Here is a 13,635-nt window from a genome sequence, read left to right as displayed (position 1 = left end):
GCGAGATGACGCGCCGGGAATATCCACATCCGGCGCGGTGAGGCGCACTCAGGTGGCAGGTTTCGGCCCAGCCTGGGGGCATGCCCCGAGTTGCTGAGACCACCGAACCCACAGTGCTGTTAGTCACCGGTGATCCGCAGATCCGTGATGACCTGGCTCTTATCGCCGCTGTGGTGGGTGCCCGCCTCGAAGTACGTCAGAACTGGCACGACGCCGGCACCAGCCTTGGTGCGGCGTCTTCAGCTGTGCTGTGCACCCCGGAGATGCCTCCGCCCTCGGTCCGGGTTCCCGCTGAGGTGCTCATGGTCGGAACCGACGACGACGCCCTCTTCCGTGCGGCGAGCCAATGCCCGGCTACTGTGCCGGTCCCGCTTCCCCGAGCTGAGCGGTGGCTCTCCGAGCACCTGTCCGCCCGGGTCCTGGAGCGGTCCGCGGGGCGAGTACTCGGGCTGGTGGGGGCGCTCGGAGGTGTGGGGGTGACGACGTTTGCCTACCTGCTCAGTGCCGAGGCCGCAGTGCTGGGGCACCGGCCTATGCTCATTGACGCGGACTTCAGGCCCGGCAGCGGCGCGTCCCACCTGGTAGAACAAGCCCGTGCTGCCGGGACACTGGCCGGTGGCGGACTGACCCTGCCGCAGCTGTTGGGCGCTGAAGGGGAGATCTCCTCCAGTCATCTGCACACCGCCGCACCCGTGGTGGACGGGGTCCATGTACTCACCGGAGCGGGGGTTCCCCCTGCCGAAGATGGCGACAGTACCAAGACCTCTGGCGGCGCAGGGGCCGTCGCGGGTTTGGGCGCTGTGCTCCGAGCCGCCGCTCGGGCTTTCGACCCGGTGGTGGTCGATCTCAGCCGTGGGGATGCGGCCGCACCACTGGCTGAACACCTCGACACGGTGCTGGTGGTGACCCGGCCGTCTCTGCGTGGGGCCGATGCCGCTGCGCAACTGCTTCAGCGGACCTCAGGTGGGGACACGGCAGTGGTTCTCAATGGCCGCGCCTCACCGGGGTGGGGTGTCGCGGAGATGGAGGAAGCACTCGGCGCGAGGGTGGTCGCAGACCTCGCCGAGCAGCGGTGGCTGGCCCGCAGCGATGACCCCGCTGAAGCTTACGAGATGCTCCGCACCACCCGGGGTACCCGCTTGGTCCACTCTCTGCTGGAACACCTCGGAGTCCACCATGGATGACCAGCGTCTCGAAGCACTCCGGGAGAAACTGACCTCCTCCGGGGAACCGGTGACCGCTGCCCGCATCGCCGAGGCCATCCGGGCTGAAGGCCTGGCACTGAGCTCAGGCGCCACCCAACAACTGGTCCGCACCCTGCGTGACGAGCTGGTCGGGCTCGGTCCCCTCCAGCAGTTCGTGGACACTCCCGGGGTCACTGATGTGGTGCTCGACCAGCACCGCAGCATCTGGACCGATGGCGCCCAGGGTCTCCAACACACCGGTGTACGCCTGGAATCCGAAGAACAAGCCCGGGCTTTGGCGCGTCGACTCATCAGCGTGGCCGGTGGCCGTCTCGATGAAGGCCACCCCTGCGCTGACGGCCGGATCGGCAACTGCCGTATCCACGCGGTCATTCCGCCCATTGCAGTGGAGGGAACCATGATCTCAGTCCGGGTGGCGCGCAGCTCCACCGCCGGGCTCGAGACTCTCGCGGCCCAGTGGACCGGCGCTAACGAGTGGCTCACCGCCGTCAGGCACATTGTCTCGGCACGGTTGAACTGTCTGGTCTCCGGGGCCACGGGCTCGGGGAAAACCTCTCTGCTGGCGGCGATGCTTGCCGAGGTTCCAGCGACCGAGCGGATCATCATCGTCGAGGACACCACTGAGATGCTTCCCAGCCACCCCCATGTGGTGCACCTGCAGGGTCGCGGTGGCAATGTCGAAGGCGCAGGCCGGGTGGACATGGGCCAGTTGGTCCGGGAAACCCTCCGGATGCGTCCGGATCGGCTCATCGTGGGGGAATGCCGCGGCGCGGAACTGCGGGATTTCCTCACCGCGATGAACACCGGGCATTCGGGGGCCGGCGGCACAGTCCACGCCAACTCCCCGGAGGCTGTCCCCGCGCGGTTGGTGGCCATGGGTGCGCTGGCTGGTCTGACCCCGGAGACTGTCCGACTTCAGGCGGCTGCTGCCCTGCATGCGGTGATCCACATGGAACGCCGCCACGGCCGACGGCTACCCACTGCGCTGTCCACACTGCACTACGACGACGGTCGCCTGGTCATGACCCCGGTGCTCACCACTGAAAGCGACCGGGTCAGGCGTGGACCCGGGTGGGAGGGTTTCTTCGGATGAACCTCATCCTGCCGGTAAGTGTCTTCGCGGCGGTGGTCGCTGCCGTGCTGTTGCTGATGCCCGGCACGCAGCGAACGCGTACGACGTCGTCTCCTCGCCTGTCCGATCGTCTCACCGGGGTGCGCCTGGGGACCGGCAGGAAGCAGCATGCCCACCTGCGCCAGGACGCCGCGGTGCTGCTACGCCAGCTCTCGGCCCTGCTGCAGTCCGGTCGTGCCGAGGGCCACGCCTGGACTGATCTGCGGGACCATTGGCGAGACCGGGATCCCCACCACCCTTTGGCGGAGGCTGCTCACCAGGTCGTTTCCGCAGAGGCCTCGGGTGCAGGTGTGGCCGAGGGGTTACGCCGCAGTCTGGCCCAGCAGCCACCGCAGGAGGTGGCCGAGGTGCTGCACCGATTATTGGCCGTCAGCGCCCTGTCCGAACAGACCGGAGCCCCACTGGCCCGCCTGGTGGACCGGATTGCCGCATCCCTGGATGAAGCCGCCGAACTCCAGGCCGCGGTGGAGAAGGAATCTGCTGGCCCCAAGCTCACCCAGTTGATCCTCAGCCTGCTGCCCTTGGGTGGGGTGGTGCTCGGACAGCTCATGGGCGCCGATCCGGTGGCCATGCTGCTGGGTTCTGGACTGGGACTGGTGTGCCTGGCCACCGGGGTGGGTTTCCTCTTCCTGGGGAGGGTGTGGAGCGGACGAATGATCCGAGGCGTGGAGGTGCGTCCATGATCGGCGCCCTGGCTGCTGCGGCGTTCACCATGGCGGCGGTGTTGCTTCTGCTGCGTCCCAGCCGTCCCAGCCGATGGCAGGCCACCGGCTGGTGGAGTCACGCCCGCGGGTCCCGGCAGGAATCCTGTGCCGTGGTGGATGCTGCGACCCTGTTGGATCTCACCGCTGCGCTGCTCACCGCAGGGGTCGGGATCGAAGCCGCTCTGGACCGGTTGGCCCGTTCGGTGTCGGGGGCGGAGGAGCTGAGTCGAGTCCACCGGGCTTTGGCGGCGGGTACTCCCTGGGATCAGGCGGCCGGCCTGGTGGGCGAAGACGCCGAGCTGAGTCGATACTGTGCCCACCTACGGTTCGCGTACGCCACCGGTGCCCCGAGTGCGGACATGCTCGAAGCCGCTGCTGCCCAGGCCCGGGCTGAGCGACGCCACGAGGCCGAACGTGCCGCCGCTGAACTCGGGGTGAAGATGATGCTGCCTTTGGGTGCCTGTTTTCTGCCGGCCTTCATCCTGCTGGGGGTGGTGCCGGTGATCCTCTCCATGGTCCCGGAGGCCTTCGCCCTGTGATGACCACCACCAGGGCATCTGCCGCCCGGATGCAGACAGATGTATCCAGGTGCATACAGTGGAGCTATGTTCTCCCGCAGAAGCAGGCGCCGTCGTCGGATGAGCAAAGTCCAACCAGGTCACGGGCATCGGATGCCTCGGTTTCACTGGTGGCAGATGCTCTGGCGATCCATCTTCTGGTTCCACCCGGCTGAACACACAGACCGTGCCAGCTCCCCGTCCACAGCGTCACCCCCGCAGCCTGCAGCCCGCACCGCCGCCGGCACCGGGGGACACGCCACGGCGGCGGAACCGTCTGAGGTGAGTTACGCCGTCGTCGTCGATTACCTCAGTTTCGGGACCAATGGCGGGTATGTGGCGCAGCTGTACCGCAATGGGAAGCACCACGCCTACGCGGAACTGCCCGCAGCGTTCCCTGTTCCCGGTGGGGTCATCGAGGTCGCTGCCAGCATGGTGGGGCTCAAACGGGTGCATTACGTTCCCGACGACGACGGCGACACCCGCCAGGAAGGCCAGTTACTCACCCCGGAGCCGCGGTCAGCCGAAGGGCTGCGGGCCCAGCTTGGGGAGAAGTGGCCGCGGCTGGGCGCATGGCTAAGCCGCGGGGCCATCGTGGTGCTTATCATCGCGCTTGTGCTGAGCATTCCGCAGATGGTCGAGCTGGTGACCCGGTGGGATGTGGTGCAGCAGTATGTCGGGACCTGGACCTCCCCGGTGAACTTACCCGCTTGGCTCAACACGGTGGTGGCCATCGCCGGGGCGCTGGCTGCCTTCGAACGAGTCCTCACCGTCCGGTACAACTGGCTGCTCGACGGCGGCGAAGACTTCGGCGACCTCGGTTTCGACTAAGGACGGTTAGCCCGGTCTCGGTAGTGCCTCCGGCGGCCCGGCACGGGAGGTGTGTTCGGCCCGCAGGGGTCCCAGTGTCCACTCCCCGGTGAGTCCCGGATCCAAGGGGAGTTCCACGTGGGCGGTCACCCACACTTCGGTCTCCCACTCTCCGCCCACCCGGCAGTCGAGGACCTCGGCACCGTTGCGCTGCGCGGTCTGCTCGGCCACGGTGCACGGATCACCCACCGCCAGGCCGCGTGCGGTGTCGGCAGCGGCCAGGGCCGCCAGGTCCGCCGCCGAGGCAGCCTGGGCCCTGGCCGTCGCCGCAGCGGTGACCACGTGAATCACCGCTAAGAGCATGACCAGCGCGGCGATGATCCCCAAGGCCAACACCGTCCCGGAACCGCGCTCCTCACTCATGCCTTCCTCCGGACACGGTGGGTGGGCAGGGTGGGCACACGGCCGCGCGACACACGGCCGCGTGGCAGACGGTCGCCGCGGATGTGTTCCACACGGGCGGAGGCCTCGGCGGAGTGCGAGGCATCCAGCTCTACCACTCCCAGGAGCCGTACCGGACGGCTCAGCTGCACCCGAGCGTAGCCACCCTCGGAGGACACCGAGACCTCGACGTCGGCTCCGACGGTGCGCCGCGCGGTTTGCACCGCAACCTCTTCGCTCTCGCCGCGGGCAAGTTCCCGGGCCGCTGCGCGGGCGCCATCTTCCAGGCTGACCTGGGCCGCCCCGTGGACCGCGAAGCCCACCACCAGCAGCAGGACCAGCACCACGGAGGGTAGAGCCACGGCAAACTCAGCCGTCACCGACCCGGAATCTGTTCCCTGGGTGCCATACCCCGTGCGGGGTGTGCGGCGACCGCAGGAACACCTCCGGTCGCCGCACCCAGTAGCGCACTCAGTACACCGAACGCGGGGGATCATCGCATGCTCCGATCCTTGCGCGTGAAGACCTCAGAGTTCACCCTCAGGCGGCGCTGAGTGCCCGTTCCACGAGCGCCTCCAGCCACCCCTGGACGGTGTCAGAGGTCAGCACTGCGGTCAGCAGCCCGGCGAACCCCACCGCCGCGAGCATGACAATGCCGTATTCCGCGGTAGCGAGACCGTCCTCCTCCTGATGGAGGCGACGGACGACGTCGGCGGCCTCCTCACCGGTCAACGGTTCGGGCCAGGTCTTCTTCCCCATAGCAGTCTCCTTCCTCTTAACGACGGGAAGAGCCCCCTGGCATGTGCCAAGGGGCTCTTCTAGCGTCACTGCAGACTGCGGCGGGATCACCTCACTTGCCCCACTGCTGTGGAGAGATCGGCGTGTTAGCTCAGGTGCCGACGTCGTCGTGGAAAACCATCCCGCAACCGGAGACCACGTACCCGAAGATCCTGGCACCCGAAACCGCGCACGCTGAGGCCTCGCAACCGGAGACCACGCAACTTTACTTCCCCGCCAGTGTCTTCCACAGGTACCGGTAGATCAGCCCGTTCATGATCGCCTGTTGCTCCGGGTTCGCGGCACCGCCGTGACCGCCTTCGGTGTTCTCCCAGTAGCGCACATCTGCGCGGATGGACTCCAACGCGGCGGTCATCTTCCGGGCATGCCCCGGGTGCACCCGGTCATCCCGTGTGGAGGTGGTCAGCAGTACTGAGGGGTACTCGGTGTCCCGATCCAGCAGGTGGTACGGGGAGAAAGACTTCATGTACTCCCAGTCCTCGGTGTCCGGATCGCCGAACTCCGCCCGCCAGGACGCCCCGGCCAGCAGCTTGTGGAACCGGTACATATCCAGCAGCGGCACCTGGATGACCACCGCGCCGAAGACATCCGGGTACTGGGTGAGCATGTTCCCGGTGAGCAGACCCCCATTGGAACCACCCCGGCAGGCCAGCTGGCCCACGGTGGTCACCCCGGTTTTCACCAGGTCCTTGGCCACTGAGGAGAAGTCCTCGTAGGCCCGGTGCCGGTTGTCCCGCAGCGCGGAGTAGTGCCACTGGGGTCCGTACTCACCGCCGCCGCGAATATTGGCCACCACGTACACTCCGCCGCGCTGAAGCCACGCCTTGCCGATGACCGCACTGTAGGCCGGGGTCTGGGAGATCTGAAAGCCGCCGTAGCCGTAGAGCAGCGTGGGCCGGGGGGTGACCTCCGCGCCAGGAGAGGGGTCGACGACGTCGGCAGGCCCCACAATGAAGTACGGAACCCGGGTGCCATCGTCGCTGGTGGTGAACCGCTGTGCAGCCACCAGACCGGAGGCGTCAAACCGCTCCGGCAGGGACTTCAACGCTTCGGTGGTGGCTGCACCGCCGGTGAGCACCCCGGAGACATCCCCCAGGTAGAGGGTGGTGGGGTTGAGGAAGTCGTGGGCGGTGATCCACACCTGGTCGCTGTCCTCATCGTCCACCCCGGCCACACTGATGGTCCCGGTGATCTCGGTGAACACCGGGGCGCTTTTCCAGGTACCGTCAGCACGCCAGTGGGCCTGGACCTTGTACTGCACGTCTTCCATCACTGTGAGTACCAGGGTGTTCTGGGTGGTGGTGATTCCCTGCAGTGAGGTGGTCGAGGTCGGCTCGAAGAGCACCTCGACTCCGGCCTCATCCCCGGTGGCCCCGGCCAGCAGTTTCTGCGCATCCGCGACCAGCAGGGACCCGGCCGTGTAGGTGGTCCCACCGAGTTCAAAGTCGGTGCGCGGGTTGATGAGGATCAGGTCCTGGTGGAAGCCGGGGCGGGCATCATCCGGCACCGGAACCGGGGTCAGCTGCGGGGCAGCGCCCTCGGCGGCCTCTGGGTTCACCACGTAGACCTCGTGACTGTAGAACCCAGTCGATTTCACCGCCACCAGTCGCTCATAGCCGGGGGTGTCGTCGAACCGCAGCCGGGCGGCCATGTCATCGGCGCCCACCGAGACCACTGGGGTCGCCTCCGTCAGCGGGGTACCGCGTTTCCAGATGTACCCCACCCGCGAGTACCCGGAGGTGGTGACCTCATCCTCGCCGAAGTCGTGGGAGAGGGTGACGGTGTCGGCGTCGATCCAGTTCAGCCCCCCTTTCCCTTCTGGCTTGTAGAACCCGCCGTCCTCCTCCGGGATGAACTGCCGGGTGGTGAGGTCGAACTCACGGGTCACATCGGCGTCCGAGCCGCCGGGGGACAGGTTGACCAGCACTCGGGTGTGCGGCTCGCCCTCGGGTGGACGCAGGAAGTCAGCCCCGTGCCACACCCAGGTGATGCCCTCCTGCTCGGAGAGCGCATCAAGGTCCAGCAGCACGTCCCACTCCGGTTCCTCGCTGCGGTAGGAGTCGAAAGTGGTGCGCCGCCATAGGCCCTGGGGGTGCTCGGCGTCAGTCCACAGGTTGTAGAGGTAGTCACCTTTCTTGGTGACCATGGGGATCCGGTCGGTGGCTTCCAAGACGGTCTGCAGTTCGGACTTGATCTCATCGAAGAGTCCGTCCTGCAGCTCGCGTTCGGTGCGCTCGTTCTGCTCGGCGACCCACCCCAAAGCGGCCTGTCCGGTCACCTCCTCCAGCCACAGGTGCGGATCCTCGGTTTCGGACGGGATCACCGGGTTTTTCGGCGTGGTCATCATGCCTCTCCATATCAGTGGACGGGTTGGGTCAGCTCAGCCGCACAAGAGCACGACGCCGCCAGCTGGGGTCCGTGCCGTCACGGACCCCAGAGGGTGCCGCACTTCAACCGGCTGGCGGCCGCGTGACCGGTGGTCACACTGCGGCCGTCTGCCGGTGAGGGGGAGCGGTTCAGCTCAGCTGGGACAGGAAATCGGTGCGCTGTGGGACATTCCACGGGTTGTCCTCACGCACCGGTGCCGGGTGCAGGGCAGCCGGCAGGTTCTGGTAGGCCACCAGGCGCTGGAATCGGTCGATGGCTGCGGTGCCCACGGAGGTGGAGCGGCCATCGGAGGTCGCCGGGAAGGGGCCGCCGTGGACGATGGCGTCGCCGACGTCGACCCCGGTGGGCCAGCCGTTGACGAGCACTCGGCCGGCCTTCAGTTCCAGCAGTTCCACCAGTTCAGTGGCCAGGGCCACGTCGGTGGAGTCCTCGGTGTCCAGGTGCAGGGTCGCGGTGAGCTGTCCCTCGATGCCCACCGCGAGTTTCTTCAGCTCCTCAGTGGAGGAGTAGCGCACCGCCAGGCAGGTGGCTCCGAAGATCTCTTCGGAGAGTTCCTCCCGGGTGAGGAAGGTCTCCACGTCGGTGGAGAACACCGCTGGTGCCGGGGCGTTCTGCGTCTGCCCCTCGGTGCCGCGGCCGACTTCGGTGACTCCGGGCACCGAGGCGAGCTTCTTCTCCCCTTCCACGCGGGAGGAGCAGATTCCGGGGGTGAGCATAGTGACCCCTGCAGCCTGACTCAGGGCGGTCTTCACCTGGCTTAAGAAGGTGTCCCCGGCTTCGCCTGCGGGCACGAAGATCAGCCCGGGTGCGGTACACAGTTGTCCCGCCGAGCCGTTGAGTGAGGTGATGAAGCCTTCCGCCAGAGCGGTGGAGTCCCCGCTGATGGCCGAGCCGAGGACCACCACCGGGTTGATGGAACTCATCTCCGCGTAGACCGGGATGGGTTCGGGGCGGGCGGCGGCGGTGGCCATAATGGCGGTGCCGCCGGAGCGTGAGCCGGTGAAGCCCACGGCTTTGACCGCAGGGTGTTTCACCAGTGCCTGGCCCACAGTGGTTCCGCGCCCGTAGACGAAGGAGAACACCCCGGCGGGCAGGTTGTGAGCGGTCACGGCCTCGGTGACCGCGCGGGCCACGAGCAGTCCGGTACCCGGGTGGGCCAAGTGGGCTTTGAAGATCACCGGGCACCCGGCGGCCAGTGCGGAGGCGGTGTCTCCACCGGCGGTGGAGAAGGCCAGCGGGAAGTTTGAGGCCCCGAAGACCAGCACTGGGCCCAGGGGGAGTTTCCGTTGGCGGAGGTCTGGGCGGGGCAGTGGCTTCCGATCCGGAAGGGCGGGTTCGACCCGCACACTGTGGTGGTCGCCGCTGGCGACCAGCTTGGCGAACATCTTGAGTTGATTCACCGTGCGGGCCAGCTCTCCGGTGAGCCGCTGCTGGGGCAGGCCGGTCTCGGTCATCGCGGTGGCGATGATGTCATCCCCGGCGGCGTTGATGTTCTCGGCGATGGTGGTGAGGAAAGCCGCACGGTCGGCGTCGGGCAGCTTCCGGTACGTTCCGAAGGCTTCCGCAGCGGCCTGGGCGGCCGCATCAGCCTGGGATTCCGCCAGGGTGGTGAACTCCGGACCGGTCTCGGTGCCGCGGGCGGGGTCGATGGCCCGCAGGGTTCCGTCGGTACCGGGGACTGCTTCCCCGGCGATGAGGGAGTGGTAGGTGGCTTCAGTCAGCGTGGTCATGGGTGGTAGGTGCCCCTTTCACATCAGTGGCGGTTCCGTTCTCAACCCTATCCGTGCCGAGTGATATTTCACATGGTACCTTGGATATCGTTCGCATGAGAAACTAATGTGCGCCGCACATGGTGAGGAGACACCCATGGCCGACGACGCCGTGCAGCCCGAGACGACCACCGAGACGACGTCGCCGCAGTCCGCGGAGCCAGTCGACGAGTTCGTCACCACTGAACACAGCCTCTCACTGCCAGACGGGGAATTGAAGTACCGGGCGGTGGCCGGTCGCATGGTCGTCGCTGAGGAGAAGCTCGACGACGGCGTCTTCCAGGGAGTCAAACCCAAGGCTCAGGTGTTCATCACCACCTATGTCAAGACCGACGACGCCGGCAACCCCGACCCCTCACGTCCGGTCGTCTTCGCCTTCAATGGGGGGCCGGGATCGTCCTCGGTGTGGCTGCACATCGGTCTCTTCGGCCCCCGGCGGGTGGTGGTCAACGACGTTGACGACCGCACTCCACCGCCCTACGGGCTCACCGATAACCACGAGACACTGCTCAAAGACGCCGACCTGGTGTTCATCGACCCCATGACCACTGGGTTCACCCGGGCGGCTGAGGGCACCAAACCCGCTGAGCACCACGGGTTCACCGGTGACCGGGACCTGGTCGGTGAGGCGATTCGCCTGTGGTTGAGTAAGAACAACCGGTGGTTGAGCCCCAAGTTCCTGGCCGGAGAGTCCTACGGCACCACGCGGGCTGCCGCCTTGGCTGGTTACCTCGCCCAGCGCTACGGCATCGCTCTCAACGGGGTGATGCTGATTTCCGCGGTGCTGGATATGGGAACCATCCGGTTCGACCAGGGCAATGAGCAGCCCTTTATCCACTTTTTGCCCACCTATGCCGCCATCGCCCACTACCACGGTAAACATCCGGGCCGTCAGCTACGTGAGGTGGTCGCCGAGGCCACCGAATTCGCCTACTCTGACTACACCTTGGCGCTGATGAAGGGCAGCCGCGCCACGAGCGAGGAGTTCTCCACCATCGCCGCGAAATACGCCGAGCTGACGGGGCTGGACCAGGAGTACGTGGAGCTGAATGACCTGCGAGTGGACGCTTTCGCGTTCTTCTCTGAGCTGCTGCGCCGCGACCGGCTGAAAGTCGGCCGCCTCGACTCCCGGTTCACCGGTCCGGTGGGTCACCCCACCGGTGATGGTCTGGGGGATGACCCTTCTTACCCCATCATTCAGTACCCCTACACGGCGGCGATCAACCACCTGCTCGGTGCTGAGCTGCAGTACAGCAATGATCTGGTCTACGAGATCATCTCCCGCCGGGTCCACCCGTGGTCCTATAAGGAGTTCGAAGGCCGTTCCATCACCACGGCCGAGGATCTCGCCTTCGCCATGCGCGCCAACCCGGATCTGAAGGTCTACGTCGGTTTCGGGTTCCACGACTCGGCCACCCCGTTTGCCGCCAGCGAGTACGTTCTGGACCACCTGCGCATCCCCGAGTCCGCCCGGGAGAACTTCGTGCGCAAGTACTACGAAGCCGGCCACATGATGTACGTCCACCAGCCCAGCCGGGTCGAACAAAGCGAAGACCTGGCCGCCTTTGTGGCCTGGAGTACCGGATCTGGTGAGAAGCCGGCGTCGAACGATCCGGCCTCGGCCTGAAGTCCCTGAGCTTCGGCGGGCCACCAGACCCCGCGGCAGCCCCCGCGATGCGCACTGACGTTGACCTACAGAACAGGATTCCCTCATGACCGCAGCAGAGAACACCACCGACCAGACCAGCGCAGACCAGGCAGCTGCTACTACCGAGGCGGGGGCGGCCCTGGAGGCGCTCTACACCGCTGAATGGCAGTGGCGTGAAGCTGAGCTCGGCTCCGGCCGGGCCAAGCCGGATGAGAAGCCCGATGACTTCATGCCCGATGTCTCCGAAGAGGCCCAGCTGCGCCGCCTTCAGAAGTGGCAGAGCACCTTGGAGCAGTTGCGCGCCATCGACCGGGATGAGCTGTCTGCTGAAGAGCAGACCACCTACGACGTCTACGAGAACCAGCTGCAGACCTTCATCGAATCTCAGCAGTTCCGCACCTGGGAGCGTCCGGTGACCGCCGATAATGCCTTCTGGCGCAATCTCGCGTTCGGTGCGGCGCGTCAACACTTCGAGACCGCTGATGCCGCTGAGGCCTACCTGCGCAAACTCAGCCAGGTGCCCCGCTATATTGACCAGCAGATCGAGAACATGCGCACCGGTGTGACGCGGGGATTCGGTCCGGCGAAGGTGTGTATGACCGGCCGGGAAGAGCCAGTGCGTGCAGTGGCCCAAGAGACCGATGCTGCCGCCTTGCCGTTCTACAAGCCCTTTGCTGAACTACCGGCTGTGATGCCGGAGGCCACCCGGGCGAAGCTGCAGGCTGAAGCGGTTCACATTCTCGGTGAGCAGATCATTCCCGCCTACGGAAAGCTCTACGAGTTCCTCACCACCGAGTACCTGCCGAATCTGCCGGAGTCGATCGCCACTTATGACCAGCCTGAGGGTGAAGCTTTCTACGCCTCTCAGTTGCGGGAGTTCACCACCACGGACTACACCGCTGACCAGATCCACGCGATCGGTGTTGAGCACGTCGCCAAGATCAAAGCGGAGATGGTGGAGATTGCCCAAGAGACCGGGTTTGGCGACGACGTCGATGCGTTGATTGAGTTCATGCGCACCGATGAGCAGTTCTACGCGAAGACGCCGAAGGAATTGGTGGCCTACGCCGCCTACACGTGTAAGGCCTTCGATGGGGTGATCCACCAGTACTTTGGCAAGCTGCCCCACCAGCGGTTCTCCATTATGGAGACGCCTCGGGAGATCGCTGCTTTTGACACCTTCGGCCGTGGTGCCCCGGATAAGTACATCCTCAATACCTATAACCTGCCGGCTCGGCCGCTGTACTCTCTGCCGGCGCTGACTCTGCATGAATCCTCACCGGGGCACTCCTTCCAGCTCTCCTTGGCCCTGGAACTGGACTTACCGGAGTTCCGCCGCCAGTACATCTCCGCCTTTGGGGAAGGCTGGGGGTTGTACTGTGAGCGTCTCGGTGACGAGATGGGAATGTATGAGACCCCTTATGAGCGGATGGGGATGCTCTCCTTCCAGATGTGGCGGGCCGTGCGGCTGGTGGTCGACACCGGGATGCACGCCCTGGGCTGGAGCCGTGAGCAGGCGCAGGACTTCCTGCGCTCCAATACCGCCATTGCCGAACACGAGATCGTCACGGAGATTGACCGTTACATCTCTTGGCCTGGCCAGGCCTGCGCCTACTACTTGGGGCAGCTGACGATCGAGAAGCTGCGCGCCCAGGCCGAAGCTGAGCTGGGGGAGGCGTTCAGTATCCGTGATTTCCACGACAAGGTACTCTCGCTGGGCTCGGTGCCACTGCGCGTGCTTGAGACCGAGATCGGCCGGTTCATCGCCGAGGCGCAAACACAGTAAGCAGACGCCAAGCTACTGAGGCGAAACATGCGCGTTACGTGGTTTCGTTACATTGGCCGCGCAATGCAATTGCACATTGCACATGGTAATGTGTCCGCCGTCACAAGCTTATGTCCCGCGTCAAGTAGTTGGCAGGATTTCCTTGGTTTTGAATGTCGGGGTGGTGGGGTCGGCCAGGCCCAGGTGCACCTCCTTGGGCCGGTTCCATGAGATGGCCTCGTGGGGCCGGAGCTCGTTGTACTCGATCCGGTAGTCCTCGGCCCGCTCGGCGAGCACGATCGCGTCGTCGATCTCGTCCAGGTAGAGCCGTTCGTACTTCAGCGTGCCGAAGCCGCGTTCACGGGACCCGTTCTGCCCCGGGGTCTTCACTCGGGTGCGCACGTGGTGTAGCTCGGGG

General features: G+C 65.9%; 13 protein-coding genes. 7 read left to right on the top strand and 6 right to left on the bottom strand.

The window, feature by feature from the left end; translation table 11 throughout:
- The first annotated feature begins 80 nt into the window (after positions 1–80).
- The 5 genes from H578_RS16440 (at position 81) to H578_RS0110755 (ending at position 4,429) form a co-directional block, all read left to right on the top strand.
- The gene (locus H578_RS16440; protein WP_022873688.1) at positions 81–1,184 is read left to right on the top strand and encodes a CpaE-like family protein; all 1,104 of its coding nucleotides are present in this window, start codon (positions 81–83) and stop codon (positions 1,182–1,184) included.
- Complete coding sequence (locus H578_RS14900) at positions 1,177–2,298, top strand: TadA family conjugal transfer-associated ATPase (RefSeq protein ID WP_022873687.1); 1,122 nt, start codon at positions 1,177–1,179, stop codon at positions 2,296–2,298. The genes H578_RS16440 and H578_RS14900 overlap by 8 nt, the downstream gene beginning before the upstream one ends.
- On the top strand, positions 2,295–3,020 hold the full coding sequence (locus tag H578_RS15740; protein WP_022873686.1) for a type II secretion system F family protein: 726 nt from the start codon (positions 2,295–2,297) through the stop codon (positions 3,018–3,020). The genes H578_RS14900 and H578_RS15740 overlap by 4 nt, the downstream gene beginning before the upstream one ends.
- Positions 3,017–3,580 carry a type II secretion system F family protein gene (locus H578_RS14890; RefSeq protein WP_022873685.1) on the top strand — a complete coding sequence of 188 codons (564 nt, stop codon included), beginning with the start codon at positions 3,017–3,019 and terminating at the stop codon, positions 3,578–3,580. Before H578_RS15740 ends, H578_RS14890 begins: the two co-directional genes overlap by 4 nt.
- Before the next feature lie 156 nt (positions 3,581–3,736).
- Positions 3,737–4,429 (top strand): hypothetical protein, encoded by a 693-nt coding sequence (locus H578_RS0110755; RefSeq protein WP_156837308.1) that lies wholly within the window; start codon positions 3,737–3,739, stop codon positions 4,427–4,429.
- 6 nt (positions 4,430–4,435) lie between these two features.
- On the opposite strand, the gene H578_RS14885 is transcribed toward H578_RS0110755, so the two are convergent.
- The 5 genes from H578_RS14885 to H578_RS0110730 form a co-directional block, all read right to left on the bottom strand.
- Positions 4,436–4,831, bottom strand: a complete 396-nt coding sequence (locus H578_RS14885) for an Rv3654c family TadE-like protein (RefSeq protein ID WP_022873683.1) — start codon at positions 4,829–4,831, stop codon at positions 4,436–4,438.
- Complete coding sequence (locus H578_RS14880; protein WP_051130870.1) at positions 4,828–5,229, bottom strand: TadE family type IV pilus minor pilin; 402 nt, start codon at positions 5,227–5,229, stop codon at positions 4,828–4,830. Before H578_RS14880 ends, H578_RS14885 begins: the two co-directional genes overlap by 4 nt.
- Positions 5,230–5,389: 160 nt before the next feature.
- Positions 5,390–5,608, bottom strand: coding sequence for a DUF4244 domain-containing protein (locus tag H578_RS14875; RefSeq protein WP_022873681.1), 219 nt, complete (start codon positions 5,606–5,608; stop codon positions 5,390–5,392).
- Between the two features lie 244 nt (positions 5,609–5,852).
- Entirely contained in the window at positions 5,853–7,991 is a 2,139-nt protein-coding gene (locus tag H578_RS0110735) for a prolyl oligopeptidase family serine peptidase (protein ID WP_033420613.1), read from the bottom strand.
- Between the two features lie 172 nt (positions 7,992–8,163).
- Positions 8,164–9,765, bottom strand: a complete 1,602-nt coding sequence (locus tag H578_RS0110730) for an aldehyde dehydrogenase (NADP(+)) (RefSeq protein ID WP_022873679.1) — start codon at positions 9,763–9,765, stop codon at positions 8,164–8,166.
- A 136-nt stretch (positions 9,766–9,901) separates the two neighbouring features.
- Between H578_RS0110730 and H578_RS0110725 the strand changes: the two genes are divergently transcribed.
- Together H578_RS0110725 and H578_RS14870 are read left to right on the top strand one after the other, a co-directional pair.
- Entirely contained in the window at positions 9,902–11,431 is a 1,530-nt protein-coding gene (locus H578_RS0110725; RefSeq protein ID WP_022873678.1) for a S10 family peptidase, read from the top strand.
- Between the two features lie 85 nt (positions 11,432–11,516).
- Entirely contained in the window at positions 11,517–13,238 is a 1,722-nt protein-coding gene (locus H578_RS14870) for a DUF885 domain-containing protein (RefSeq protein ID WP_022873677.1), read from the top strand.
- Positions 13,239–13,358: 120 nt separating this feature from the next.
- On the opposite strand, the gene H578_RS15265 is transcribed toward H578_RS14870, so the two are convergent.
- On the bottom strand, positions 13,359–13,635 hold a 277-nt coding region (locus tag H578_RS15265; protein WP_022872784.1), incomplete at its 5' end, for an integrase core domain-containing protein.

It is taken from the genome of Nesterenkonia alba DSM 19423 (assembly GCF_000421745.1).
Taxonomy (GTDB): domain Bacteria; phylum Actinomycetota; class Actinomycetes; order Actinomycetales; family Micrococcaceae; genus Nesterenkonia; species Nesterenkonia alba.
The sequence above is the reverse complement of the archived record's forward strand: the minus strand, read 5'-3'. Positions and strand labels throughout refer to the sequence as shown.